The 25712-nt window shown below is 61.0% G+C and carries 32 protein-coding genes and 1 pseudogene; 18 read left to right on the top strand and 15 right to left on the bottom strand.

Annotation, left to right across the window (positions count from 1 at the left end):
• The first annotated feature begins 1 nt into the window (after nt 1).
• The 3 genes from ACR0J2_RS10090 to ACR0J2_RS10100 all read left to right on the top strand — a co-directional run bounded on the left by ACR0J2_RS10090 (nt 2) and on the right by ACR0J2_RS10100 (nt 4389).
• Nucleotides 2-388 carry a hypothetical protein gene (locus ACR0J2_RS10090; protein WP_480812488.1) on the top strand — a complete coding sequence of 129 codons (387 nt, stop codon included), beginning with the start codon at nt 2-4 and terminating at the stop codon, nt 386-388.
• A gap of 141 nt (nt 389-529) precedes the next feature.
• The gene (locus tag ACR0J2_RS10095) at nt 530-3985 is read left to right on the top strand and encodes a chromosome segregation SMC family protein (RefSeq protein WP_480812489.1); all 3456 of its coding nucleotides are present in this window, start codon (nt 530-532) and stop codon (nt 3983-3985) included.
• A 53-nt stretch (nt 3986-4038) separates the two neighbouring features.
• Nucleotides 4039-4389, top strand: a complete 351-nt coding sequence (locus ACR0J2_RS10100) for a hypothetical protein (protein WP_480812490.1) — start codon at nt 4039-4041, stop codon at nt 4387-4389.
• A 73-nt stretch (nt 4390-4462) separates the two neighbouring features.
• Here the strand turns inward: ACR0J2_RS10100 and ACR0J2_RS10105 are convergent, their stop codons facing one another.
• From ACR0J2_RS10105 to ACR0J2_RS10130, 6 genes and pseudogenes are all read right to left on the bottom strand, one after another.
• On the bottom strand, nt 4463-5248 hold the full coding sequence (locus ACR0J2_RS10105) for a DUF1194 domain-containing protein (RefSeq protein ID WP_480812491.1): 786 nt from the start codon (nt 5246-5248) through the stop codon (nt 4463-4465).
• 44 nt (nt 5249-5292) lie between these two features.
• A pseudogene (locus tag ACR0J2_RS10110) lies at nt 5293-5430 on the bottom strand (peptidoglycan-binding domain-containing protein); the annotation flags it as partial.
• 21 nt (nt 5431-5451) lie between these two features.
• Complete coding sequence (locus ACR0J2_RS10115) at nt 5452-6030, bottom strand: carboxymuconolactone decarboxylase family protein (protein ID WP_480812492.1); 579 nt, start codon at nt 6028-6030, stop codon at nt 5452-5454.
• A 213-nt stretch (nt 6031-6243) separates the two neighbouring features.
• Nucleotides 6244-7407, bottom strand: coding sequence for a lytic murein transglycosylase (locus ACR0J2_RS10120; RefSeq protein ID WP_480812493.1), 1164 nt, complete (start codon nt 7405-7407; stop codon nt 6244-6246).
• A gap of 11 nt (nt 7408-7418) precedes the next feature.
• Nucleotides 7419-8339: an adenosylcobinamide-phosphate synthase CbiB gene (gene cbiB, locus ACR0J2_RS10125; RefSeq protein WP_480812494.1), complete on the bottom strand. Its 921-nt coding sequence runs from the start codon at nt 8337-8339 to the stop codon at nt 7419-7421.
• A complete protein-coding gene (locus tag ACR0J2_RS10130; RefSeq protein ID WP_480812495.1) occupies nt 8336-9301 on the bottom strand; it encodes a threonine-phosphate decarboxylase in 966 nt (321 codons plus the stop codon). The genes cbiB and ACR0J2_RS10130 overlap by 4 nt, the downstream gene beginning before the upstream one ends.
• 183 nt (nt 9302-9484) lie before the next feature.
• On the opposite strand from ACR0J2_RS10130, the gene ACR0J2_RS10135 reads away from it, so the two are divergent.
• Nucleotides 9485-9847, top strand: coding sequence for a response regulator transcription factor (locus tag ACR0J2_RS10135; protein WP_170611970.1), 363 nt, complete (start codon nt 9485-9487; stop codon nt 9845-9847).
• Here the strand turns inward: ACR0J2_RS10135 and ACR0J2_RS10140 are convergent.
• Entirely contained in the window at nt 9829-10818 is a 990-nt protein-coding gene (locus tag ACR0J2_RS10140; protein ID WP_480812496.1) for a glutathione S-transferase family protein, read from the bottom strand. The genes ACR0J2_RS10135 and ACR0J2_RS10140 overlap by 19 nt on opposite strands.
• A 210-nt stretch (nt 10819-11028) precedes the next feature.
• On the opposite strand from ACR0J2_RS10140, the gene ACR0J2_RS10145 reads away from it, so the two are divergent.
• Nucleotides 11029-11382: a hypothetical protein gene (locus ACR0J2_RS10145; RefSeq protein ID WP_170681560.1), complete on the top strand. Its 354-nt coding sequence runs from the start codon at nt 11029-11031 to the stop codon at nt 11380-11382.
• Here ACR0J2_RS10145 and ACR0J2_RS10150 read toward each other — a convergent pair.
• From ACR0J2_RS10150 to ACR0J2_RS10160, 3 genes are read right to left on the bottom strand one after another with little or no spacing between them, the layout of a single operon-like run.
• Nucleotides 11379-11549, bottom strand: coding sequence for a L,D-transpeptidase family protein (locus ACR0J2_RS10150; RefSeq protein WP_480812725.1), 171 nt, complete (start codon nt 11547-11549; stop codon nt 11379-11381). The two genes, ACR0J2_RS10145 and ACR0J2_RS10150, sit on opposite strands and share 4 nt — an antisense overlap.
• Nucleotides 11546-11791, bottom strand: coding sequence for a hypothetical protein (locus ACR0J2_RS10155; protein ID WP_480812497.1), 246 nt, complete (start codon nt 11789-11791; stop codon nt 11546-11548). The genes ACR0J2_RS10150 and ACR0J2_RS10155 overlap by 4 nt, the downstream gene beginning before the upstream one ends.
• Nucleotides 11792-11794: 3 nt before the next feature.
• A complete protein-coding gene (locus tag ACR0J2_RS10160) occupies nt 11795-12967 on the bottom strand; it encodes a MalY/PatB family protein (protein WP_480812498.1) in 1173 nt (390 codons plus the stop codon).
• A 95-nt stretch (nt 12968-13062) separates the two neighbouring features.
• On the opposite strand from ACR0J2_RS10160, the gene def (ACR0J2_RS10165) reads away from it, so the two are divergent.
• The 6 genes from def (ACR0J2_RS10165) to speB all read left to right on the top strand — a co-directional run bounded on the left by def (ACR0J2_RS10165) (nt 13063) and on the right by speB (nt 16406).
• Nucleotides 13063-13581 (top strand): peptide deformylase, encoded by a 519-nt coding sequence (def, locus tag ACR0J2_RS10165; RefSeq protein WP_170611959.1) that lies wholly within the window; start codon nt 13063-13065, stop codon nt 13579-13581.
• Nucleotides 13578-14072, top strand: a complete 495-nt coding sequence (gene def / locus ACR0J2_RS10170) for a peptide deformylase (protein WP_480812499.1) — start codon at nt 13578-13580, stop codon at nt 14070-14072. Before def (ACR0J2_RS10165) ends, def (ACR0J2_RS10170) begins: the two co-directional genes overlap by 4 nt.
• A gap of 42 nt (nt 14073-14114) precedes the next feature.
• A complete protein-coding gene (gene fmt, locus ACR0J2_RS10175) occupies nt 14115-15029 on the top strand; it encodes a methionyl-tRNA formyltransferase (RefSeq protein ID WP_480812500.1) in 915 nt (304 codons plus the stop codon).
• 5 nt (nt 15030-15034) lie between these two features.
• Entirely contained in the window at nt 15035-15271 is a 237-nt protein-coding gene (locus tag ACR0J2_RS10180) for a hypothetical protein (protein WP_170611953.1), read from the top strand.
• A gap of 1 nt (nt 15272) precedes the next feature.
• Nucleotides 15273-15509 carry a GlsB/YeaQ/YmgE family stress response membrane protein gene (locus ACR0J2_RS10185; RefSeq protein WP_170611951.1) on the top strand — a complete coding sequence of 79 codons (237 nt, stop codon included), beginning with the start codon at nt 15273-15275 and terminating at the stop codon, nt 15507-15509.
• Nucleotides 15510-15572: 63 nt separating this feature from the next.
• Entirely contained in the window at nt 15573-16406 is an 834-nt protein-coding gene (gene speB, locus ACR0J2_RS10190) for an agmatinase (RefSeq protein WP_170619196.1), read from the top strand.
• On the opposite strand, the gene ACR0J2_RS10195 is transcribed toward speB, so the two are convergent.
• From ACR0J2_RS10195 to ACR0J2_RS10215, 5 genes are all read right to left on the bottom strand, one after another.
• Nucleotides 16403-17005, bottom strand: coding sequence for a COG3904 family protein (locus ACR0J2_RS10195; RefSeq protein ID WP_480812501.1), 603 nt, complete (start codon nt 17003-17005; stop codon nt 16403-16405). The genes speB and ACR0J2_RS10195 overlap by 4 nt on opposite strands.
• A 77-nt stretch (nt 17006-17082) precedes the next feature.
• A complete protein-coding gene (gene rnhA / locus ACR0J2_RS10200) occupies nt 17083-17550 on the bottom strand; it encodes a ribonuclease HI (RefSeq protein WP_170611945.1) in 468 nt (155 codons plus the stop codon).
• Nucleotides 17543-18130 carry a class I SAM-dependent methyltransferase gene (locus ACR0J2_RS10205; protein ID WP_480812502.1) on the bottom strand — a complete coding sequence of 196 codons (588 nt, stop codon included), beginning with the start codon at nt 18128-18130 and terminating at the stop codon, nt 17543-17545. Before ACR0J2_RS10205 ends, rnhA begins: the two co-directional genes overlap by 8 nt.
• Entirely contained in the window at nt 18130-19080 is a 951-nt protein-coding gene (ispH, locus tag ACR0J2_RS10210) for a 4-hydroxy-3-methylbut-2-enyl diphosphate reductase (RefSeq protein ID WP_170619192.1), read from the bottom strand. The genes ACR0J2_RS10205 and ispH overlap by 1 nt, the downstream gene beginning before the upstream one ends.
• Nucleotides 19081-19271: 191 nt before the next feature.
• Entirely contained in the window at nt 19272-19847 is a 576-nt protein-coding gene (locus ACR0J2_RS10215) for a LabA-like NYN domain-containing protein (RefSeq protein ID WP_170611939.1), read from the bottom strand.
• Between the two features lie 144 nt (nt 19848-19991).
• On the opposite strand from ACR0J2_RS10215, the gene folK reads away from it, so the two are divergent.
• From folK to ACR0J2_RS10250, 7 genes are all read left to right on the top strand, one after another.
• Nucleotides 19992-20561 carry a 2-amino-4-hydroxy-6-hydroxymethyldihydropteridine diphosphokinase gene (gene folK / locus ACR0J2_RS10220; protein WP_480812503.1) on the top strand — a complete coding sequence of 190 codons (570 nt, stop codon included), beginning with the start codon at nt 19992-19994 and terminating at the stop codon, nt 20559-20561.
• Nucleotides 20562-20655: 94 nt separating this feature from the next.
• Nucleotides 20656-21009: a DNA-directed RNA polymerase subunit omega gene (gene rpoZ / locus ACR0J2_RS10225; protein ID WP_170611935.1), complete on the top strand. Its 354-nt coding sequence runs from the start codon at nt 20656-20658 to the stop codon at nt 21007-21009.
• A 26-nt stretch (nt 21010-21035) separates the two neighbouring features.
• Nucleotides 21036-23168 (top strand): RelA/SpoT family protein, encoded by a 2133-nt coding sequence (locus ACR0J2_RS10230; protein ID WP_170611933.1) that lies wholly within the window; start codon nt 21036-21038, stop codon nt 23166-23168.
• A 16-nt stretch (nt 23169-23184) separates the two neighbouring features.
• On the top strand, nt 23185-23883 hold the full coding sequence (locus ACR0J2_RS10235; protein WP_480812504.1) for a DUF2062 domain-containing protein: 699 nt from the start codon (nt 23185-23187) through the stop codon (nt 23881-23883).
• Entirely contained in the window at nt 23876-24622 is a 747-nt protein-coding gene (locus ACR0J2_RS10240) for a pyridoxine 5'-phosphate synthase (RefSeq protein ID WP_480812505.1), read from the top strand. The genes ACR0J2_RS10235 and ACR0J2_RS10240 overlap by 8 nt, the downstream gene beginning before the upstream one ends.
• Complete coding sequence (locus ACR0J2_RS10245; RefSeq protein WP_480812506.1) at nt 24619-25242, top strand: LysE family translocator; 624 nt, start codon at nt 24619-24621, stop codon at nt 25240-25242. The genes ACR0J2_RS10240 and ACR0J2_RS10245 overlap by 4 nt, the downstream gene beginning before the upstream one ends.
• A complete protein-coding gene (locus ACR0J2_RS10250; protein WP_170805961.1) occupies nt 25242-25712 on the top strand; it encodes a hypothetical protein in 471 nt (156 codons plus the stop codon). Before ACR0J2_RS10245 ends, ACR0J2_RS10250 begins: the two co-directional genes overlap by 1 nt.

The following is a 25712-nucleotide window of genomic DNA, read 5'->3' on the forward strand; positions in this document are numbered from 1 at the left end:
CATGATCCGTTTGCTTGCCCTGTTGCTGCTGGCGGCCTGTTCGGCTGGCACGCCCTATTTTCGCAACCTCCCGGCCACCCGTGTTGCCGTCAATGGCAGCGTGTTCGATGTGCGTGTGCGCAACGAACTGGCCGAGGCGGTGCGGGTGAACACGCAATACGCCCCGCGTCTGGGACCGATCCGCGATCGCGCGGCGCTGGCCATGGCGCAGGTATCGGGCTGCCCGATCCTGGACGTGCTGGGCGATGCCGCAGTGACGGTCGGCGTTCTGGGCTGCGACCGGGAAATGGGCGAGCGGCTATTGCTGACGGCGATCTCGCGTCCGAACTATGAGTGTATCAGCTATGGGGGATTCGACTATGCGGTGTATGAATGCACCCCTAATTGAAACGCGCGGATTGTTGCGAGATTTGGCAAGATATTGTGGATAACTCGGATCATTGGTCCATATACTGCGTATCTCCGTTGACACCTCCCCCTTCGGTTGCGCAGACTTCCTACTCATAGGAATCACGGGACCCAGCGGCCATTGCGCTTTAGCAAACTCAAACTGACCGGCTTCAAAAGCTTTGTTGATCCGACCGATCTGATCATCGCGGACGGGTTGACCGGTGTGGTGGGTCCGAATGGATGCGGCAAGTCCAATCTGCTCGAGGCACTGCGCTGGGTCATGGGGGAAAACCGCCCGAAATCCATGCGCGGCGGCGCTATGGAGGATGTGATTTTTGCCGGCGCTGCCACGCGCCCCGCCCGCAATTTCGCCGAAGTGGTCCTGACCATGGACAACTCGGAACGTCTGGCGCCATCCGGGTTCAACGAGAGCGACCAGCTTGAGATCGTCCGCCGCATCACCCGCGATGTGGGCAGCGCCTACAAGACCAACGGCAAGGACGTGCGCGCCCGTGACGTGCAGATGCTGTTCGCCGATGCCTCGACCGGTGCACATTCACCGGCGCTGGTCGGCCAAAACCGCATCGCCGAACTGATCAACGCCAAACCCCGCGCGCGCCGCCGCATTCTTGAAGAGGCGGCGGGTATCTCGGGCCTGTATCAGCGCCGGCACGAGGCCGAGCTGAAATTGAAAGGCACCGAAGCCAACCTGACCCGGGTCGATGATGTGCTGGAACAATTGGGCACCCAACTGGCGCAACTCGCCCGTCAGGCCCGCCAGGCCGCCCGCTATCGCGAGATCGGCGAACAACTGCGGCAGGCTGAAGGGATGTTGCTGTATCGTCGTTGGAAAGAGGCCGACATGGCCCGCCAGCAGGCCGAGGAAAAACTGCGCGACCGCATCACCGAAGCCTCGCGCGCCGAGGCCGAAGCCCGCGCGGCTGCCGCCAAACGCGCCGAGATCGAAGAAACCCTGCCACCGCTGCGCGAGGAAGAAGCCATCGCCGCCGCCGTCCTGCAGCGCCAGCAGGTTCAGCGCGACCAGCTTTCCGATCAGGAATCCCGCGCACGCCAAACCATCGAAACCCTGACCAACCGCATCAAGCAACTTGGCAACGATATCGAACGCGAAGCCGGGCTGAACCGCGACGCGGGCGAGATGATCGAGCGTCTGGAATGGGAAGCCCGTGAGCTGGCCAAAGCGGCCGAAGGTCATGACGACAAAGTCTCCGAGGCTGCCGAAATCGCGCGCGAAGCCGCATCCGTGCTGCAGGACCGCGAGGATCACCTGTCGCAGGAAACCGAGGACATGGCCCGCCTTGTTGCCCGCCACCAGTCGGCGCAGCGTTTGGTCGAGGACAGCCGCAAGACGTTGGCCCGGTCCGAGGGCGAAGAAGACAAGGCGCGCGCCGCCGTGGATGAGGCTAAAGCCGCACTGACCCGTGCCAGCGAAGCCTTTGAGGCCGCGCAGGACGGTGAGGAAGAAGCCCGCGAAGCCGCCGAAGCCGCCGAGGAAGCTCTGGCCGCCGCTGACGAACTGCGCAACGACACGCAGGCCCGCGAGGCGGAAGCCCGCGCGCAAAGGTCCGAAGCCGAAGGGGAGTTGGGGGCCATTCGCGCGGAAACCATGGCGCTGGCCAAACTGGTCGAACGGGATACGGCCGAAGGCGGGCAGGTGCTTGATCTGCTGCGCGTGGCGCCGGGCTATGAAAAGGCGCTGGGGGCTGCGTTGGCCGACGATCTGCGCGCGCCCCTGGTCGAAGGCGACGGTCCTTCCGGCTGGGTTCAGGTTGCGGGATATGACAATGATCAGCCCTTGCCCGACGGTGCGGAACCGCTGGCGCTGCATGTCTCGGGGCCGGATCGCCTCAGCCGCCGGATTGCGCAAATCGGGTTGGTGGATGCCGATCTGGGCGCGCGACTGCAAGCTTCTCTGAAGCCCGGCCAGCGGTTGGTGTCGCGGTCCGGCGATTTGTGGCGCTGGGACGGTTTCAGGGCCTGGGCCGAGGATGCGCCAAGCGCGGCGGCCCTGCGGCTTGAACAGCTCAACAAGCTGGAAGCGCTTAAGCAGGAACTGACCCGTACCGAAGCGCAGGCCGATGGTGCCCGCGCCGCGCACGAGGCGCTGTCTCGGAAACTGGCGGATGTGACCGAAGCCGATCGCCGCGCGCGCGAAGCCCGCCGTGCTGCCGATCAGCGCATGGCCGAAACCGCCCGCCTGCTGAGCCGGGCCGAGGCCGATCGCAACCTGGCGCAGGGTAAGCTGGAAACCCTGTCCCTTGCAGTGGATCGCCATAAAGAGGACGCCATGTCCGCCCGGGTCCAGCTGCGCGAGGCCGAGGGTGCATTGAGCGGTCTGGGCGACCTCGACAGTGCCCGAGCGCAGGTCGAGGACATCAAGCAGACGGTCGAGGCGGCGCGGATCACCATGCTGACCCACCGCTCGACCCATGACGAATTGCGCCGAGAGGGCGAGGCGCGGACCCGACGCTCGCAAGAAGTGACGAAAGACCTCAGCGGCTGGAAGCACCGTCTGGAGACGGCGGAAAAGCGTATCTCGGAACTGGCTGAACGCAAGGAAAGCTCGGAAGAGGAACTGTCCGATGCTATGGCCGCCCCCGGCGAGATTGCCGAGGCCCGCGAGGAGTTAAACGAACTGATCGAGGCGGCCGAGGCCCGCCGGGCCGAGGCCGCCGACAAACTGGCTGAGGCCGAGACCCAGCAGCGCGAGGTGGTCCTGGCCGAGCGCGAGGCGGAACGCCATGCCTCGGAAGCTCGCGAATCCCGCGCTGCCGCCGAAGCGCGCTGTGATGCGGCGAAAGAAAGCGTCGTTGCCGCAGCCGAACGCATTGCCGAGGATCAGCAACTGACCCCGAACCAGTTGCTGAACCAGTTGGACACGAACCCCGACCAGATGCCCGCCGCAGATGCGCTGGAGGCCGAAGTGAATCGCCACAAGCGTCAGCGCGACGCCATGGGTGCGGTGAACCTGCGTGCCGAAGAGGACAGCAAGGAGGTTCAGGAGGAGTTCGACACCCTGAACAGCGAAAAGGCCGATCTGGAAGAGGCGATCAAGGCCTTGCGCAGCGGCATCGCCAGCCTCAACCGCGAAGGACGCGAACGGCTGCTGACCGCATTCGAACAGGTGAACGCGAACTTTGCCATGCTGTTCAAGCACCTGTTTGGCGGCGGTGAGGCCAATCTGGTCATGGTCGAAAGCGACGATCCGCTGGACGCGGGGCTTGAGATCATGTGCCAGCCGCCGGGCAAGAAACTCTCGACCCTCAGCCTGCTTTCTGGGGGTGAACAGACGCTGACGGCGACGGCGCTGATCTTCGGCGTCTTCCTTGCCAACCCCGCACCGATCTGCGTGCTGGACGAAGTTGACGCGCCGCTGGATGACGCCAACGTCACGCGCTTCTGCGATCTGCTGGACGAGATGTGCCGCCAGACCGACACGCGCTTCCTGATCATCACCCACCATGCGGTGACCATGGCGCGGATGGACCGGCTGTTTGGTGTCACCATGCAGGAGCAGGGCGTCAGCCAACTGGTCTCGGTCGACCTCAAGAAGGCCGAGCAGATGGTCGCCTGATCCATCACTGCAATGTCATGCCCATTTCAGACCCGCGCAGGGTAGGGTGGGGCATGACCCGTTTTCTGTTCATTGCCCTGCTGACCGCCAGCCCGCTTGCGGCTGCAGAATGGACCACCAAACCCGGAGACGTCCCCCTGAGCGCGCAGGAATTGGACGCATTGGCGGGCCGCACGCTGACATTCTACGACGATGGAAAATCGAAATACTCGGTGGGAGGGGCCTATTCCTACACCTACGCCAGCGGCGAATCCGCGTTCGGCACCTATTCCATCGCCGAGGACGGCAGCGTTTGCATCGCCTATCGCAACGGCTTCAGCCGCTGTGATCTGTATGTCCGCAGTGGTGAGCGGCTGATCCTGATTGATCAGAAAGGGAACCGCTATCCGGTGCGGCCGGAGTGAGAGCGAGGCGTGCACCGTCGATCATTTCATCCACTGGCTGCAAGCGGGGCTAAGCTGCCTTGCGCTTTATTTGCTATCGCGTTGCAAGCAGCTGATCTTGGAGTTCCCGTAGCAGCTTTCTCTTCATGGCCCGCGCGTAGTCCGCATAGCCGTTCGCGATTTCTACAAATGCGCCGGGCCCAGAAATTACATGGTTCGCATAGTAGGCTTGAACCTCTGTCTCGGCACCTTCGATCACTAGCCCGTTGACAGTCACGCGCTCGAAAGGAAAGTGTCTGTAAGCGCTTTCTGGCGGGTAGCGGTGGTTGTGGATGCCATCACCGGACACATCGAGAACAAGCCGGTCGCACCAAGACACCTCGCTAAGTCTAGTCGCTCCGAAACTAAGCGCAGCGCCTATTGCGGTCGGATATTCGGCCGCACCGCGCTGATGGACGAACAAGCGCTCAATGAACCCGGACAAATCCTGTTCGTTGCGGATAAATTTCCAGGGAGAGATGATCGTTTGCTGGTGGTAACCACTCCATTCGTAGGCCATCAGCGCAACCGCATCAGGTCTGGACAGGATCACGCTTCGTACTGATGGGTCGGACAGTGCGGCAGCCAGGCCTTCACGCTGCATTTTGTATTCGGCATCGTCCACGCTGACCGAAACATCGAGTGCAAAAGCAAGGGCAGTCGAGCATTCTGGTTCTTCTGCTGTTGCCGGGCAGGTCGGCAGCAGCGCCAATAGGGCAATGCGTGCCAAAGGGATCATCGTGAAGCGCTCCTTTGCAACGGGTTTGATGAAAGAACGATAGCATATCGCCCGGGATTCGTCAGAATCGGCGTTGCCAGAACACTTGAAGCTTCGGAACATCCTTCTGTGATATGTTCCGGTCTGGGCTCAAAGCAGAGATTTGATCACAACCGCCCCAACAACTCCGCTGTTGGCCACGCATCCGCAGGCAGCCCCAACCGGACCTGTTCGGCCTGCACCGCAGCGCGTGTCCCAGCGCCCAGAATGCCATCGATAATGCCCACGTCATGCCCGCGCGCCTTCCAGGCGCTTGCAGAAAAAGGCTATTTGCGACCAACAGCCAGTTCAGCCCGGATCGCCGTGTCTGAGTCTAAAAAAGCTGCTTCGGGGGAAGCGCCGACAGCATCGAAGTAGCGGCTCAAGAAGTTCCGGAATGAAGCTGCGAGTGCGATGTCAGCGATGTTGAGGTCGCTGAAACCTAACGCTCTGAGCTTGTCGATGTCCTGCTCCGAGACCATTGACGAGTTTCTGGTTATCTTCTCGGCATACTCTAACATCGCAACCTGTCGCTCGCTCAATCCGGCATTTCGATAATCCCGATGAACCGCAATCGCAGTCTCACGATCAAGCATCTCCGAAAGAACCTTGAAATATACGTGCGAACAATAGCTTGAAGGAACGTGGCGCGCCGCGACAAAGGTAATGAGACGGAAATCGATCAGGTCGAGAGAGAAACCATCCCGGATCTGGTGCAAGAGAGCCTCGACCGGGACGATGATGTCGGGTCGGGCCGACCAACACTGGGTCGCCTCCATGACACGTCCCATCGATGCAATTTCTGCATTGTAGAGCTCCGCGATTTCTCCAGTTGCCTCGTTTGGCTCGATTGTCTTGATGTACATGCACAGCTCCCGGCAGCCGCAGTCAGAAAAACTCTACTACCCACCTCTGTTTTCTGGCAATCCTGAAAGCGCTTATCGGTCTAATCGATAAGCGCCCGGTCCGGCCAAAGAACGTCTCTTGCGAAACAACCTCGTCGACAATTGAGGTCAAACCATGGGGACATTCGATTCCATTAGTAGCATCGTCAGAATGGGCTCAAAGCAGAGATTTCATCACAACCGCCCCAGCAATTCCGCTGTTGGCCACGCATCCGCAGGCAGCCCCAACCGGACCTGTTCGGCCTGCACCGCAGCGCGTGTCCCAGCGCCCAGAATGCCATCGATCTTGCCCACGTCATGCCCGCGCGCCTGCAGCTTGCCCTGCAACTGCTTCATTTGCGCACCGGACAGCCCCTGCGCCGGATTGCCCGCATTGTAGATCTGCGCGCCTTCCAGGCGGGTGCCGAAATAGGCGGCGGTCAGAACATAGACAAAGCTCTGGTTCCATTCGAAATAAACGTCGAAATTCGGATAGGCAAGAAAGGCCGGGCCGTTGTGACCCTGCGGCAGGATCAGCGAGGTGGGCAAATCCGCCAACGCCCCATCGCGCGCCTGAACGCCCATCGCCTGCCATTCTGACATGGGCCGCGGTTTGCCGGGGCCGGACAGCGACCAATCCATCTGCGCAGGTACCGTGACTTCCTGCAGCCACGGCTGACCCGGTTGCCAGCCCAGATGCGACAGCATCTTTGCCCCCGACATCAGCGCATCGGGCGCGGATGTCTTCAATGAGACCTTGCCGTCGCCGTCCCCATCGACACCGTTTTCTAGAATGTCACGCGGCAGCATCTGCACCATTCCGATCTCGCCCGCCCATGCCCCGGTGGTGCGGGCCGGGTCGAAATTGCCTTGTTGGTACAGCTCGATTGCCGCGAAGATTTGCGGCCGGAACAGTTCGGGGCGGCGGCAGTCATGGGCCAGCGTCACCAGCGCGTTGCGGGTGTTGAAATCGCCCTGAAACGCGCCGTAGTCGGTTTCGAACGCCCAGAACGCCAGCAACACGCCGCGCGAGACGCCGTATTCCCGTTCGATCCGGTCGAACACAGCATCGTATTTGCCTGACATGGCCTTGCCCCGGTCGATCCGGTTCTGCGAGATCAGGCGACGGGAAAACTCGATGAAGGGTTTCTGGAACACGCCCTGCGCCCGGTCGGCTTTCAGCACAGCGCCATCCTGCTGAACACCATTGAAAAAGCCGTCCACGGTGGATGTGTCGAATCCCTGCTCAATGGCTTCGTCTTTCAGGCCCGTTACAAAGGAATTGAACCCGCCGCCGCATTGGGCAAAGGCAGGGGCGGCAAACAGGGTGGCGGCGATCAGGCCGGAAAGAAAACGCATGAGTGTGTCCGTCAGAAAATAAAGTTAAGCCCAACCCACACTGACACGAGGCCCAGTGCAAGCCCCCAAACCCGCCAAAGCATGTCACATGCGCGGAAAACCTCTGTCGCGCCGATCTCGCGCGGGGCTTCGCCATTGACCCAGGCCAGATCGCGCACCTGCCCGTCGTAGCTGCGCGGTCCGGCCAGTGCCACGTTCAGCGCCCGCGCCATAGCAGCTTCGGGCCAGCCTGCATTGGGCGAGATGTGTCGGTGTGCATCCCCTGTAATTTCAGGCCAGCGGTTCCATTGTCCCGACAACGCCACGATCATCAGACCGGTCAGCCGGGCCGGGATCAGGTTCAGCAGATCGTCGAACCGGGCCGCGGCCCAGCCGAATTCCCGATATTTGTCGTTGCGATAGCCGATCATGCTGTCGGCGGTGTTCACGGCCTTGTAGATCAGCAGGCCCGGAAGCCCCGCGACCAGAAACCAGAAGGCCGGCGCGATCACCCCGTCGCTCAGGTTCTCGGCGGCGCTTTCGATGGCCGAGCGTGCAACCTGCGCCTCGCTCATGTCGCGCGTATCACGCGACACGATCATCGCGACCTTCGCGCGCCCTTCGGGCAGGGATACTCGCAACCCGTCCGCCACGTCCTTTACATGCGACACAAGCGATTTCTGCGCCAGCAGGATGGCGCAGATCACGACCTCGGCCATCCATCCCAGAAGCGAGAGCGCCCAGCCAATCAGGACCGACGCAACAACCAGCAGGGCGACAACCCCGACACCCTTGAGCCGTCTTCCGGCCCCATGGTTCAGGCGCTTGTCCAGCCAGCCGATTGCATTGCCGATTACCACTGCAGGGTGACGCAACCGCGACCACAGCCAGTCCGGTTCACCCAGCGCAGCGTCCAGGGACATGGCGCAGATCAGCACGAACGCGCCAGTCACAGCGCGGCCTCAAGCCTGTCCCAGCCGTTGGCGGGCGGCAGGCCAAGACGCAGATAGGTTTCGGAATAGGGAAAGATGCGGCTCCAGATATGGGCGTGGGCCAGACGGTCCTGCCAGGCGGCGGCATTGTCCACCTCGTAGAAGCGGAACAGGGTCGTTCCACCGACCAGCCTTGCGCCCTTGTGCGTGACCAGCCTGTCCAGCTGTGCGGCTTCGTCACTCAATCTTGCACGGGTGGCCTCGGCCCAGCCGGTGTCCTGCAGCGCCCGGGTTCCGATACGCAGGGCCGGACCCGATACCGCCCATGGTCCGGTCAGATCGTTCAGTCGGGCGATCATTTCCTTCGGACCGACGGCAAAGCCCAGCCGCAACCCCGCCAGCCCCCAGAACTTGCCAAAACTTTTCAGAACGATTGTGCCGGGACGGTCCGACAGACGGATCAGTGAGGCGCCGGGTGTGACGTCGCAAAAGCTCTCGTCAATCACAGTCAGCGGAGAATCGGCGTCGCGCTCGGCCCAGATCCGGCCATCCGGGTTGTTGGGGTGCACGATCACCCGGGCCTCGGCCGCGCCGTCCCCGGTGACTGACCAGCCCTGTGCGGCAAAGGCCGCCGCGTGTTCATTATAGGTGGGCATCGTGATCCGGACCCGCCCCGTTGCTGCAAGCGCGGGAATGCGGGCGATCAGGGCCGACGCGCCGGGCGCGGGCAGAATCGCGGCCTCATCGGGAACCGACCAGAACTGGCGCGCAGCCTGGGTCAGACGCTCGAACGCGCCGTGATCGGGCAATTCCGTCCAGTCAGATGGCACCAGCCCGGAAACATCGTAGGGATGAGGGTTGATCCCGGTCGACAGATCAATCCAGTCGCTGCGCGTGCCACCATAGCACCGGATGGCCCCGTCCAGCCCGCCGCCGTGATCCCGGGTGCTGCGCGGGTTCAGGTTGTTATCGCCGCCGATCATGTGAATTCTGCCCCAAAACGCCCGATTCAGCCCGCTTCAAGCGGATTTTTGCCATTTTGACAAGCAAATCCGCGTGATCGGGGTCCCTCAAGGCCGTCATTAACACTTTGTTAAGGAAATCGCGTGATCACGAATTACGGGGGTCGGCACCGTTCACCTTATCAAGTGCCGAGGTTGTTGCAAATGAATGTTCTGATTGTTGAGAGTAACCCCGACCTTGGTCGGGTCTGGAAAAGGCATCTGGAAAGACAAGGCGCGATCGTTACGCTCGTCGCCGGCCAGGAGGCTGCGATCCTTGCGCTTTACGGAACGGCCTTTGACGTTATCGTTCTTGACTTGGTTCTGGAAACCGGCAGCGCGCTGGCGGTCGCGGATTTTGCCAGCTATCGCCGCCCCGAGGCGCGGGTGATCTTTGTCACCAACACAACGTTCTTCTCGGACGGTTCGATCTTTGCCCACAGTCCCAATGCCTGCGCTTATGTGCAAAGCGAAACGCCGCCAGAGGATCTGGCGGCGATGATCGAGCATTACGCGGCGGGTCGCTGATCGCGCCGGTGCGGTTCTGAATAATCCAGCACCGGGTTCACGGGAATGATGCGATGCGGGTTTATGCTGTCGTGGCTATAGTGATAGTGGCGCACGATGTGGTTCATGTTCACCGTCTGCGCGACGCCCGGCCACTGATACAGTTCGCGCGTATAGGCCCAGAGGTTCGGGTAATCGATCAGCCGCCGTTTGTTGCACTTGAAATGCAGATGATAGACTGGATCGAACCGGATCAGGGTGGTGAACAGCCGCCAGTCGGCCTCGGTCACGCGGTCCCCCATTAGGTAGCGGTTCCGGGCCAGCCTCTCCTCCAGCCAGTCCAGCGTGTCGAACAACGGATGCACGGCCGCGTCGTAAGCTTCCTGTGTGGTGGCAAAGCCTGATTTGTAGACACCGTTGTTGACGTCGGAATAGATGCGGGCGTTGACTGCTTCGATCTCATCCCGCATTGCCTCGGGCCAATAGTCATCGGTATTGCCGGTGATCCCGTTGAAGGCGCTGTTAAACATCCGGATGATTTCCGAGCTTTCGTTCGACACGATCGTCTCCTGCGCCTTGTCCCAAAGGATCGGCACGGTCACACGGCCCGAATAGGCAGGATCGGCTTTGGTGTAGATCTGATGGGCATGGGTCAGACCATAAAGCGTGTCGCCCGTGGCACCTTGCGCGCCCGGTTCGAATGTCCACCCCTGATCCAGCATGTCCGGGTTGACCACCGACACGGAGACATGATCGCGAAGACCCTTCAGTTCCCGAAAGATCAGCGTGCGGTGCGCCCAGGGGCAGGCAAAACTGACATACAGGTGATAGCGCCCGCTTTCCGCCGCGAACCCGCCTCTGCCCGACGGGCCGGGGCTGCCATCGGCGGTCAGCCAGTTCCGAAACTGCGCGGCCGAGCGTTTGAAAGCTCCGCCGGTTGATTTGGTGTCATACCAGGTGTCATGCCACGTGCCGTCGATCAGCAGGCCCATATCGGCTCCTCCGTTTGCAGTTCCCCAAAACATATGATGCCGCGCCGGACCTTCCTACGTCACCAAGCGCGCAACCGGTCTGCGCCCGTGCACATCCGGCGCTGGGATTTTCGTGCAACAGATCATTGGCAAGCCGCGCCATGTGACCCGGTTCACTGGATTTTTACATCCATGCCCTCACAATAAAGGGCACCGAAGGGGAATTTTTGTATGAGTACGTATGTTTCAAAGGAAATGCGCGCCGAGTTGGACGCCGCGCGAATCGCCACATTGAAGAAAACCAGCCGTTTGCGGGTGGAGATGGGCGACAATTACTTCAAGATCCTCAAATTGTGGAAAGACGGTTTCTCGGTCGAGGCCGCGACGACCCCGCGCTTGCGCGGGCTGGTCGACATATATGACGGAGCAACCCACCTGTACCAATGCCTGATCATCGCCGATGAAGAGGAAGCGGGCGAAATGCGTTATGAATTCAAGCGCAACACCGTTGCCGCCGACAGCGCTCCGCTGGATTTCTACCGATCCCCCGATGCGCCGATCGCACTTCTGGGGCATGAGGACTAGGGGCGGATTTCCACCGTCCTACCGTGTTCCGTAAGGCTCCAAAACTGTGCTATCTCGATATTGGAAGTCGTAATGCAGCCTGCTGTCCAATCGCCGGGCAAGGTCGGTCCGACAATGCCGATGGGTTGCCAGTGGATGAAAATATCGCCACGGGGATCAACCCCTATTGCCGCGCAAGGGCGATGCCCTTCGGTTGCGGATAATCAATCCCAATGGACAGGTGAAATGCGCTTTGCGGATTGTCGCGATTGACGGCGAAAATACCCTCGGGCGTATTGCCGTCGCCTCCCCGTACCTTATTGCCATCCGCTGCAAACCCCAGCGCGATATCGGGCTGCATCACCACCGCGCCGTTCAGAGTAGCGGTCAGGCGCCGGGCAGATTTCTTGATCAGAAAGGCCCGGCGCACCTGTTACTGCAAGTCGCCAAACGCCCGTTTCAGCCGGGCGCAGGCGTCTTCGACCCGCGATCGCTGGGTCGCCAGATTGAACCGCTCAAACGTCTCGCCGCCCGTGCCGAAACCGGGGCCCCATGAGGTCGCGATCTTTGCATCCTCGCGCAGGCGGCGGACAAATTCGGCGTGATCCATCCCAGTGCCCGAGAAATCGACCCAGGCCAGATAGGTCGCCTGCAACGGCATCGACCACAGTCCGGGAATTTCGGCGATGGCGGCATCGAACAGTTTCCGGTTGTCGATCAGATGCGCGATCTGCGCATCGACCCATTGCGCCCCCGCCGGGGAATAGGCGGCGGTAACCATGGCAACACCCAGAGCGGATGGATCATAGTCCAGCGTGTAAAGCCGGTGCCGCATCGTGGCGCGCAGCTTGTCGTCAGGGATGATCAGGTTGCCGGTGCGTTGACCCGCGATGTTGAACGTCTTGGACGCCGCCGTCAGCGTCACCGTCCGGGGCCGTGCCTCGGGGGCGGCGACATCCATCGGCACGAAGGTGTTTCCAGGATAGACCAGATCGTGGTGAACTTCGTCTGAAACCAGAAGCAGCCCGTTGCGTTCTGCAAAGGCGGCAACAGCCCGCAGTTCATCCGGCTTCCAGACCCGGCCCGACGGGTTCTGCGGCGAACACCAAAGCAGCAGCTTCTCGGACCCGTCCAGCCGCGACTGCGCATCTTCCAGATCCAGCGCGTATGTATCACCGTCGCGCACCAACGGGCATTCCACGACGCGCCGCCCGGTCTTGTTCACCTTATGGGCAAACTCGTGGTAAACCGGCGGGAAAATGACCACGCCATCACCCGGTTCGCTCCAGACATCCAGACACAGTGCAATGGCATTACCCAGGCCTTGCGCAGACAGCACCCAGTCAGTGTCGATTTGCCAGTTGTGCCGGGTTTTCATCCACCAGGCGATGGCCTCAAGGTATTGCGGGTGCTGCCAGGAATACCCGAAAGTCCCTTGATCGGCCGCCGCGCGCACCGCTTCGATCACGCAAGGCGCAGTGGCATAATCGGAATCCGCCGTCCACATCGCCAAACCGTCCCGGGGTGAAACCCCGTACAACTGTTCCATCTTGTCCCACTTGGTACAGTTGGTTTCGCGGCGGTCGATCGGGTCGTTGAAAGTCATGTCTGCTCCATTTGTCACGCCGAAAGCTAGCCACTATTGACACAAGCGCAAGGGGGGGCGTTGCGGCTGGGCGCGCGTTGCCCTAAATCAGCCTCATGAAACGTGATATTCTGATCCATCCCGACCCCCGCCTGAAAAAGGTCTGCGCGCCTGTGGCCGACCTGACGGACGCGCTGCGCACGCTGGCCGACGACATGCTGGAGACGATGTATGATGCGCCCGGCATTGGCCTTGCCGCGCCGCAGATCGGCGTGCTCGAGCGGCTGATCGTGCTGGATTGCGTCAAGGAAGAGGGCGAAGCGCCGCGCCCGCTGATCATGTTCAACCCGGAAGTCATCGCCGCCTCGGAAGAAACCAATGTCTATGAGGAAGGCTGCCTGTCGATCCCTGAACAGTATGCCGAAGTGACCCGCCCCAAGGTGGTGGACGTGGCCTGGATGGACGAGAACGGCAATGCACGCACCGAAACATTTGACGGTTTGTGGGCAACCTGCGTTCAGCATGAGATCGACCACCTGAACGGCAAGTTGTTCATCGACTATCTCAAACCGCTCAAACGCCAGATGATCACCCGCAAGATGCAGAAGCTCAAACGTGAACGGGCCCGGACATGACCGTCCGCACCTGCCTGCCCTGGCCGGACAAGCGCCTGCGCACAAAGGCCGATGACGTCACCGAGATTACCGACGAAATTCGCGCCATCTGGAACGACATGATCGACACGATGGAGGCGATGCCGGGCGTTGGCCTCGCTGCGCCTCAGATCGGCGTCATGCTGCGGCTGGCCGTAGTCGATGGCTCGACCGAGCGGGGCCGGGCGATCCGGCTGGCAAACCCGGAAATCCTGCACAGTTCCATTGAGCTGCGCGAGCATGATGAGGCCAGCCCGAACCTGCCCGGTGTGTCGGCCAACGTGAAGCGTCCGCGCGCGGTGACGGTGAAATACATCAATGAACAGGGCGTCGTCGACCGCCGCGACTTTGTCGGGATCGAGGCGACAAGCGTTCAGCATCAGATCGACCACCTGAACGGACGGATGTATTTCGACCGCCTCAGCAAGGTCAAACGCGACATGCTGCTGCGCAAGGCCAAGAAAATCACGTAGGCCGGGCTTCAGCCCGGCACCCCAGTACTTCCGGAGCCGACGATGCGCATAATCTTCATGGGAACCCCTGATTTCTCGGTCCCGGTGCTGGATGCGCTGGTCGAGGCCGGGCACGAGATCGCCGCCGTCTATTGCCAGCCGCCGCGCCCGGCCGGACGTGGAAAAAAAGACCGTCCGACCCCCGTACATGCCCGCGCCGAGGCGCTGGGCCTGACCGTCCGCCATCCCGTTTCGCTGAAATCAACCGAAGAACAGGCCAAATTCGCGGCACTGAAGGCAGATGTGGCCGTTGTTGTCGCCTATGGGCTGCTCCTGCCGCAACCCGTTCTGGATGCGCCCGCGCGGGGGTGTCTGAACATCCATGCCAGCCTGCTGCCGCGATGGCGCGGCGCCGCCCCGATCCACCGGGCGATCATGTCGGGGGACGCGCAGACTGGTATCTGCATCATGCAGATGGAGGCCGGACTGGATACAGGCCCGGTCCTGCTGCGTCAGGCAACTGATATCGGGCCCGAGGAGACGACGGTCCAATTGCACGACCGGCTGTCTGACATGGGTGCCGGGCTGATCGTCAAAGCGCTTGCCAAACTGCCTGATCTGACACCCGAGCCGCAGCCCGATGATGGCGTGACCTATGCCACCAAGATTGACAAGGCCGAGGCGCGCATCGACTGGGCACGGCCCGCCGTCGAGGTTGATCGCCAGATCCGCGGCCTGTCACCGTTTCCCGGCGCATGGACGGATATCAGCGGCGAGCGCATCAAGCTGCTGGGGTCGCGTCTGGCCGAAGGGCAGGGCGCACCGGGCGAAGTTCTGGATGCAACCCTGCGCGTGGCCTGCGGTGACGGGGCGGTCGAACTGCTGCGCTTGCAAAGGGCGGGCAAAGGCGCGCAGGATAGGGAAACCTTTCTGCGGGGCTGGCCGATCCCAACCGGCACCCGGATGTCTGCGGAGTAAGCTGAATGTTCATGATCCTGATGGGCACCGTCGTGATCGCCGGAATTGTGGGGTATCTGGCTGAAAAGACGGGCTTTACGCATAACGGATATCTGCCCTCGATCATCATCTGCGTTGGCGGGGCTTTTCTGTTCTATTTCGTCCGTATCATGTTCGGCATCAGCTTTGGCCCGCCCGGTCTGGACGCAATGCTGTCCTCCATCGGGGCCCTGATCATCGTGCCGACGCATTGGAGGAAATGACATGCCGGTTGTCGCCTTGATCGTGATCGGAGCCGCCGCAGGTTTCCTCGCCACGCGATTGATGCGGATCGAGGCCGATATTCCTACCACCATGCTGATTGGCATCGTTGGCGCTCTGATTGGCGGCTTTGTGTTGCGGATGCTGGTGACTGTGATGGGCTGGCTTTCCGGCTTCGTCGGCGCTGTTTTGGGCGCGCTTCTGGTGATCTGGCTGTGGCAGAATTACCTGCGGCGCTGATGTCTTGACCTTTCGGTGCGTTAAGGGCCAGATCACGGCCGATCCGCAACGTAAGGAAGTCCAATGCCGCATGATCTGAAACCGGATCTGAAACCGGGTGACGTCGCCCTGATGGGTGTCCCGCTGGACCTGCATTCCTCATTCCTGCAAGGTCCGGCCTTTGCCCCGGGCCGCATCCGCGAGGCGTTGCATTCCGGTGCCGCCAATCTGACCGCCGAAGACGGCACCGATCTGGGCGCGACCGACCGGTTCAGGGACACGGGCGATCTGGACGTGTTCGAGATGCGCGGCCAGGAACCCATTGACCGGATCGAAACAGGGGCAGCCGAGCGCATCGCCACAGGCGCGCGGTTGTTGTCGCTGGGCGGCGATCATTCGGTCGCCTTTCCACTGATCAAGGCGCATTCCGAACGGTACGAAGGGCTGAACATCCTGCATATCGATTCACACCCCGATCTGTATGACGAACAGGATATCGGCCCGCTTGGCCATGGATGCCCCTTTGCCCGCGTGATGGAAAGCTGCCGGATCAACCGTCTGGTGCAAGTTGGCATCCGGACGATGAACACCCATCAGCGAGAGCAGGCCGAAAAGTTCGGGGTCGAGGTCATCGACATGCGCAACTGGCGATCCGACCTGCAGATTTCTTTCGAAGGTCCGGTCTACCTGTCGCTGGATCTGGATGCGCTGGACCCGGCCTTTGCGCCCGGTGTCTCGCATCACGAACCCGGTGGACTCAGCACGCGCGAGGTCATTGATCTGATTAACCGGTTTCAGGGCCAGCTGGTCGGTGCGGATATCGTGGAACTGAACCCGCATCGCGACCCTTATGGCATGACGGCCATGGTCGCGGCCAAGTTTGTCAAGGAAATCGGCGCGCGCCTGCTGCGCCGCTAGCGGTTGTCACAAACCTCGGCTGATCCAAGCCGCGGGGCGGTGTCGGTTGTCATGCCAAACAGTTCAGTCTCGGCCGCGGTCATCCAATGCATGCCCTCGGCCGGGGCTGCGGCCAGCGTGAACCAATAGAACTCCTCGGGCGCGCCGATATCGCGGAAATAGTCCAGATAGCGGTCGTGTTCGGGGTCGGTGGTTGGAATTTCGGTCGCAACGATACCTGCCCCGCTCCAGCTGTGAACGCCGACGCAGGCGCCCGGCTGCAAAATGCGCCGCTTGCCGGCCAGGAACAGATCCGTTCCGCCAGACGCAATCAGCCCGTTTGACGGAACGATGATGTCGAACCCTGCATCATGCACCGCGCGGCTGAACACCACATTGGCGTCATCGTCCGCCGACCCTTCGATATTCAACAACACCAGCGTCCGGATGTCCGGGTTGCGCGCGACGACCTTTTCAAAGGCGGCAAGCGTGGTGTCATCGATTGTGCCGGTAGCGATGATCTGATCATCCCGGGCGACAAACTGCACAGGCTGGTAGAACGTGCCGCATGACGCCAGCAGGCTCAGGCAGGTGCAAATAATGGCTGGGCTGGTTTTCATCCGGATACTCGCACTGTGACGACCGTGAGGTATCAGCGCGAAGATGGCCCGTCCACTGGTCAGGGCGACACTGCGGCTCAGGCCTGCGCCTTCTTGGGTTTGAACGGGGCCATTCCGGCACGGGCCAGTTCATCGGCACGCTCGTTCTCGGGGTGTCCGGCATGGCCTTTGACCCATTCCCAGGTCACGTCATGGTGCGACTGTGCTTCGTCCAGCCGCTGCCACAGATCGACATTCTTGACCGGTTTCTTGTTCGAGGTCTTCCAGCCGTTTTTCTTCCAGCCGAATATCCAGCCGGTGACACCGTTTTTGACATAGGCGCTGTCGGTCACGATGGTAATCGCGGACGAACGCTCCAGTGTTTCCAGCGCACTGATCGCGGCCAGCAATTCCATCCGGTTGTTGGTGGTTTCGGCCTCTCCGCCGTTCAGTTCACGCTCTTTCAGAATGCGTTCGCCATCCACCGCGCGCAAAAGAACACCCCATCCGCCGGGACCGGGATTTCCCGAACAGGCACCATCGGTGTAGGCAAACAGATCAGGCATGGGCGAAAACCAGAACGAACCCGTCATAGGACCCGGCCAGCCCTTTTCCCATCCCGGTCACGCAACGACCCAGCGTGAAACCGGCATCGGCAAGAGCCGTTTCGATCTCGGGTTGCGAATAATAGGTGTAGTACCGGTCCAGATCGTCGCGATGTTCGCCTGTACCCAGCTTCAAGCCCAGAAACAGCTGGCCGCCGGGTTTCAGCGCCCGGTGGATCGCGCTCAGATGCCGGGGGAAATCGGCGCGTGGGGCGTGCAGCAGGGAAAAGCTGGCATATATGCCGTCATATTCAGCCTCTTCGGTGACGTCCTCGAACGTACCCAGATGCGCATCCACCCCGTTTTCGCGGGCATGGTCCACAAAGGCTGGCGTGGCATCCAGCGCCCTGACCTTCAGGCCCTGCCGCATCAGAAACGCACTGTCCGACCCGGGGCCCGAGCCCAGATCCAGCACGTATCCGCCTGCGCCGACCGCGTCGGCAAAAGCCTGTCGTGCCTCAAGCTGTTCGGCAGGCAGCGGCATCTGCAGATAGTCCGATACCCGGCTGGTATAGGCGTCGATCGTTTTCCGGTCCGGCATCACGCAGGTTCCCTCAGTACGCGCGGCACTTTGAACTCCACGTTTTCCACGGCGGTCTCAACCAGTTCGACGGTCACGTTGTAATGATCGCGGAAGGCATCAATCACCTCGTTGACCAGCACTTCGGGGGCCGAGGCTCCGGCGGTGATAGCGATGCTGGAAATCCCCTCAAGCGCACGCCAGTCGATCTCGGTCGCGCGCTGCACCAGCTGTGCATAATTGCACCCGGCGCGCGACGCGACCTCGACCAGACGGCGCGAGTTGGACGAGTTCGGCGCGCCCACCACCAGCAGGGCGTCGGATTTCGGTGCCACCGACTTGACCGCTTCCTGCCGGTTAGTGGTGGCGTAACAGATGTCTTCCTTGTGCGGACCGACAATGGCGGGGAACCGCGCCTCAAGGGCCGCTACGATATCCCGCGTGTCATCCACCGACAGGGTGGTCTGCGTGACAAAGGCCAGCTTGCCCGGGTCGCGCACCTGTACCTGCGCCACATCGTCGACGGTTTCCACCAGCAGCACCTCGCCATCGGGCAGTTGCCCCATGGTGCCGACAGTCTCGGGATGGCCCTTGTGGCCGATCATGATCATCTGCAGCCCGGCATCCGCGTGGCGCTGTGCCTCGACATGGACCTTGGACACCAGCGGGCAGGTGGCGTCGACATAGATCATCTCGCGCTGGGCGGCCGTCGCGGGAACCGATTTCGGCACACCATGGGCGGAAAAGATCACCGGCCGGTCGTCGGGGCATTCGTCCAGCTCCTCGACAAAGACCGCGCCCTTGTCACGCAACCCGTCGACCACGAATTTGTTGTGCACGATCTCGTGGCGCACATAGACAGGCGCGCCCCATTTCTGCAGCGCCATTTCCACGATCTTGATCGCACGGTCCACACCGGCGCAGAAGCCCCGCGGGGCAGCAAGGTAGAGTGTCAGGGGCGGCTTGGTCATTGGGCGGTCTCCTTACGGCACAGGTATTTCTTTTCCTGGCCTTGGTCCAGACAGAACCGCGTCATCGATCTGACATGAATCGGTGTTACCAAGATGGTGTTTCAGCACCTGTTCCTAGTTAAAGAAAGCGCGGCCAGGATCCAGATCCTGACCGCGCATATTTTTTCCCCATCAAGAAAACGTTGGCCGGGTCAGTGCCCGCCAGCGACCGCGACACTCCGCGTCTCAGCGGGCATCTCGCGCGGAGGGCGGCCGATCACGTCGCGCAGGTCCTCGAGTTCGATAAAGTTGTCGGCCTGGCGGCGCAGCTCGTCCGAGATCATCGGCGGCTGGCTACGGATGGTCGAGACGACCGAAACGCGCACGCCCTGGCGTTGCAGGCTGGCAATCAGCGGGCGGAAATCCCCATCGCCCGAGAACAGCACGATATGATCCACGCGCGGTGCCAGTTCCATGGCATCGACGGTAAGCTCGATATCCATGTTCCCTTTGACTTTCCGACGCCCCATGCTGTCGGTGTATTCCTTGGCCGGCTTCGTCACCATGGTGAAACCGTTATAGTGCAGCCAGTCGACCAGCGGGCGGATGGGTGAGTATTCGTCGTTTTCCAGTAGCGCCGTGTAATAAAAAGCTCTAAGCAGTTTGCCTCTGCGCATGAATTCCTGACGCAGCAACTTGTAGTCGATATCAAAGCCGAGTGCTTTTGCGGCCGCATAAAGATTCGAGCCGTCGATGAACAGCGCCAGCCGTTCGTCCTTGTAAAACATAAATAGGTCCTTCCGGTATAATCCAGAGCGCCGCTTGTTACGTGAGTGAGCGAGTGAGAAAAATTATGGGCACCCCGATACCCCATAATTTAGTGCTTTTAATGTGTATCGCAAGTATGCAATTCGCCGAATATAGGGGGTGTAATGGTTAATTCTTCGTTAATCGCGGTTGTAGCGCTGGGCGCCAATCTCAGTCTGAGAGGAGCCGCACCGGAAATGACCCTACGTCAATCTCTGGATGCGCTGGCGCACCGGGGTGTGGTGATTCGCTCTGTCAGCCGCTTTTTTGCGACCCCCTGTTTTCCCGCAGGTGCGGGTCCGGATTACGTCAATGCCGCAGCTTTGATCGAAACAGATTTGGCACCGGAGGACCTGCTTCAGATCCTGCACGAGGTCGAGCATGAGTTCGGGCGCGAACGCGCGCAGAGGTGGGGGATGCGGACGCTGGATCTGGATCTGATCTGTTACGGCGACCAGGTGCATCCGGACCGGGCGGAACATGACCGCTGGCGCACGCTGCCGACGCAGGACCAGGCCCGTCAGGCCCCTGACCAATTGATTCTGCCGCACCCACGCCTTCAGGACCGGGCTTTCGTGCTGGTTCCGATGGCGGACGTGGTGCCCGACTGGCAGCATCCCGTACTGGACCGGACGGTGACCGAGATGGTCGCAGCTCTGCCGCCTGAAGATGTTGCGCAGGTTACGCCGCTGTGATCCGCGCATTTTCGGTATTTCCCGCTTGTCAATGCCGGGATTCGCGCTTAGATAATCCCCTTCCTGACATGGATTCAGTAACGGAGAGCGCTCAATGGCCCGCGTGACGGTTGAAGACTGCGTAGACAAGGTACCGAACCGGTTCGAACTGGTAATGCTTGCCGCCCATCGTGCGCGCGAGATTTCCGCCGGTGCGTCGATCACCGTGGACCGTGACAACGACAAGAACCCCGTCGTGTCGCTGCGCGAGATTGCCGACGAAACCCAAAGCGCGGATGACTTGCGCGAGCGTCTGATCGAAGCCAACCAGACCCAGATCGAGGTTGATGAGCCGGAAGAAGATCAGATGGCGCTGCTGATGGGTGCGGAATCGGACAAGCCTGCCGATGACGACATGTCGGAAGAAAAGCTCCTGCGCGCTCTGATGGAGGCACAGGGTCAGGGGTAAGCCCAAAGAATGAGGGTGCGGACCGGATGATTTCTGCTGACGACCTGATTGCGCTGGTCCGCAACTACAACCCAAAGACAAATGCTGATCGCATCGCCCGCGCCTATGAGTTCGGGATGCAGATGCACGAAGGGCAGTTCCGCCATTCCGGTGAGCCCTATTTTTCCCATCCCGTTGCCGTTGCCGCCATCCTGACCGAACAGCGTCTGGATGATGCAACGATCATCACGGCGCTGCTGCACGACACGATCGAAGACACCAAAGCCAGCTATGGCAAGGTCTCGGAACTGTTCGGCGACGAGGTCGCCAAATTGGTCGACGGCGTCACCAAGCTGACCAACCTGCAGCTTTCCAGCCGCGAAACCAAGCAGGCCGAGAATTTCCGCAAGCTTTTCATGGCCATGTCCAAGGACCTGCGGGTCATTCTGGTCAAGCTGGCTGACCGTCTGCACAACATGCGCACAATCAAGGCGATGCGCCCCGAAAAACAGGTGCAAAAAGCGCGCGAGACGATGGATATCTATGCGCCGCTCGCAGGCCGCATGGGGATGCAGTGGATGCGTGAGGAACTCGAAGACCTCGCCTTCCGCGTCCTGAACCCGGAAGGCCGCCAGTCGATCATCCGTCGCTTCATCACCCTGCAACGCGAAACCGGCGACGTGATCCACCGCATCACCGGCGACATGCGGCATGAGCTGGAAAAGGCGGGCATCGAGGCCGAGGTCTTTGGCCGCGCCAAGAAACCCTATTCGATCTGGCGCAAGATGCAGGAAAAGGATCAGGGCTTCTCGCGCCTCTCGGACATCTACGGATTCCGCATCATCACGCCCAGCGAGGAAGATTGCTATCGCACCCTCGGGGCCATTCACCAGCGCTGGCGCGCGGTGCCCGGTCGGTTCAAGGATTATATCAGCCAGCCGAAATCGAACGGCTATCGCTCGATCCACACCACGGTTTCGGGGCGTGACGGCAAACGGGTAGAAGTTCAGATTCGCACCCGCCAGATGCATGACGTTGCCGAAACCGGTGTCGCCGCGCACTGGTCCTATCGCGATGGGGTGCGCTCGGAAAACCCGTTTGCAGTCGACCCGGCCAAATGGATCGCCAATCTGACCGAACAGTTCGACAACGAGGACGATCACGAAGACTTCCTCGAAGCGGTCAAGTTGGAGATGTATTCCGACCAGGTGTTCTGCTTCACCCCCAAGGGTGACGTGGTGAAACTGCCGCGCGGCGCGACACCGATCGACTTTGCCTATGCCATCCATACCCGCATCGGCCATGCCTGCGTGGGGGCAAAGGTCGATGGTATCCGGGTGCCGCTGTGGACCCGGCTCAAGAACGGACAGTCGGTGGACATCATCACCGCCGATGGCCAGACGCCGCAGGTCACATGGCTGGAGATTGCCGTCACCGGCAAGGCGCGCACTTCGATCCGTCGTGCCCTGCGCGAGGTTGACCGCGAGCGGTTCATCAAACTGGGCAAGGAACTGGCCCGCGCCGGGTTCGAACATGTGGGCCGCAAGGCCACCGACAAGGCGCTGGACACCGCCGCCAAGCACCTGCGCCTGAAGGATCGTCATGAATTGCTGGCCCGTCTCGGCAGCGCCGAACTGACCGCGCACGAGGTGGTCAGCGCCGTCTATCCCGAACTGACCCAGGACGACGGCGATGCCATCCCGCTGCGCCGCGCGGTCATCGGGCTTGAGGCGGGGCAGAAATTCGACCGCGCGCCCTGTTGCCAGCCGCTGCCGGGTGAACGCATCGTTGGCATCACCTATCGCGGCAAGGGCGTGGTGGTCCATGCCATCGACTGCGACCGCCTGTCCGAATTCGAGGATGAGCCCGAGCGTTGGGTTGATCTGCACTGGCATCACGGCACCCATCAGGCGGTTTATGGCGCGACACTTGATCTGACCATCGGCAATGATGCCGGTGTGCTGGGGCGAATCTGCACATTGATCGGCGAGAAAAAGGCCAATATCTCGAACCTGGAATTTGTCGACCGAAAACCGGATTTTTACCGCCTGCTGATCAATGTCGAACTGCGTGATCTGGAGCAGTTGCATTCGCTGATGCTGATGCTCGAAGCGGAAAGCGACGTTGCAGCGGTGGAGCGTTTCAGGGATCGGACTAAAACCGCAGTGGCGGCTGGTTGAGAGAGGGTGATCACGAGTGGTTTTCAAGCGCCGAGACCGACGCTCGCCTGCCCGGATCGCTTCGGAATTTGTCTATCCCCGTGGGGGCTGGACCCGTGCCTTTCACTATGTCAAACACCGCGTCCGTCGCCTGCCTGACACGCCCGAACGCATTGCGCGCGGTATCGGGGCAGGTGTCTTTGCCGCATTTACCCCTTTCTATGGTCTGCACTTTCTGGTCGCGGCGGTCGGCGCGCGGCTGATCAACGGCAATATCCTGGCCTCACTCAGCGGTACGTTTTTCGGCAATCCTCTGACTTATGTCCCCATCGGTGTGATCTGTCTGCAAACCGGGCATTTCCTGCTGGGAACCGAGTTCGAAAAAAGCGAAACCCGGGGTCTGATGGGCAAGTTCGCCGATGCCATGGGCGATCTGAAGGACAATTTCTTCGCGATGTTCACCGACCGGGTCGCAGACTGGGACGGACTGAGTATCTTCTATAGCGAGGTATTTTATCCCTACATGATCGGCGGCGTCCTGCCGGGCCTTCTGGCCGGGATAATCTGCGGGTATCTCAGCCTGCCGCTGATCCGCAAATACCAGCAGCGCCGCCGGGCGAAGATCAAGGCGAAGTTTGAAGAAATCAAACGGCTGGCCGGCGCAAAGACTGCCGTTCCCGAAACAAAGCCTCTAGGCTCGGGCCAAAACCAGAAAAAGGAATCGCGTAATGTCTGACAACTATCTGCGTCTGGGCGTGAATATCGACCACGTGGCCACCGTGCGCAACGCCCGTGGTGGGGACTATCCCGACCCTCTGCGCGCCGCAAGGATCGCGGAAGAGGCGGGCGCGGACGGCATCACCGCGCATTTGCGCGAAGATCGCCGCCATATCTCGGACGCCGATATCGACGGGCTGATGGAGGTTCTGACCGTGCCCCTGAATTTCGAAATGGCCGCGACCGACGAGATGCAGAAAATTGCCCTGCGCCACAAACCGCACGCAGTGTGCATTGTCCCGGAAAAGCGCGAGGAACGCACCACCGAAGGCGGGCTCGAAGTCGCGCGCGAGGAAAACAAGCTGGCCCATTTCATCGCCCCCCTGCGCGATGTCGGCTGCCGCGTGTCGATCTTCATCGCCGCCGACAAGCGCCAGATCGACGCCGCCCACCGCATCGGTGCCGAGGTGATCGAACTGCATACCGGCGCCTATTGCGATTTCCACGCCGAAGGCCGCATGGAAGACGCCGCGCGCGAGCTGGAAGCGCTGCGCGAGATGTCCACATACGCCCATTCGCTGGGGCTTGAAGTTCACGCGGGCCATGGCCTGACCTATGAATCGGTCAAACCCGTTGCCGCTTTCCCCGAGGTGCGCGAACTCAATATCGGCCATTTCCTGATCGGCGAGGCGATTTTCCGGGGCCTAACACCAGCGATTGCCGAGATGCGCCGCCTGATGGATGAGGCGCGCGCATGATCACGCCCGCCTTTGTCGCCATCTGGTTTGCCTGGCTGATGGCCGGCGGCTCTCCGGGTCCGGCGACGATGGGCATCGCGGGCACCGCGATGAACGAAGGCCGCCGCGCGGGCTTGGTGTTTGCATTGGGCATCTGCGCCGGGTCCGCTGCATGGGGCATCGCCGCCGCGCTGGGGCTGTCGGCGATCATGCTGGCCAATGTCTGGGTATTCGAGGTAATCCGTTATGTCGGCGTGGCCTATCTGGGCTGGCTGGCCCTAAAGGCCCTGCGCCGCGCCTTGTCCGCGGATGAGGTCGCGCTGGGCAACCCGATCCGCGGCTCGCTGCAAGCAATATTCGCCAAAGGTGCCGCCATCCACCTGACCAACCCCAAGGCGATCCTCAGCTGGGGCTCGATCTACGCCATCGTCGCGCCCAACGACGCCAGCCTTGCCATGCTGCTGGGCTATTTCGGCATGCTTTACGCAGGCTCACTGCTGATCTTCATCGGCTACGCCTTCCTGTTCTCGTCCGAGCGCATGGTCCGCGCCTACCGCCGCGCCCGCCGCTGGTTCGATCTGGCCTTTGCCGGGTTCTTTGGCGTGGCGAGCTACAAGATTTTGACGGTAAGGGTGTCGTGATGAACCTATGGGCACCCGAGCAGAAAATCTTGTTGTTTAATCGAGTTGGATACATAGCGTTGTTCATACTTTTTCTTATGACGTATGTGAATGCAGGTGTTGGTACAGAAAAACTGGGTCTGGATGGTGTGTATTTCTTTCCGCTCGATGTCTTGGTACTCCCGGTTGTTATGGCGTCGTTGATCCAAACACATCCATGGTCCAAACGACTTACTGCAGCGACCCCAAACGCTACCTTATGGTACAACGCCACCTACATGGTTGGACTTTCGGTATCGGTTTTGTGGGCGGCGCAACTCTCAGCATTGGTTTACGGATTCAGGTATTGGCACAGAATTGATATCTGGGATTTTATCCTGAGAAACGTCATTCTTCTGTTCTGGGCACTGGTCGCCATAGCCATTTGTCGCGCTGTGTTAGGGCAAGCTATACAGGCAAAGAAAACTCTCTTCGGCGACAAAAGAAATTGA

Source organism: Ruegeria sp. CG4 (genome assembly GCF_056537185.1).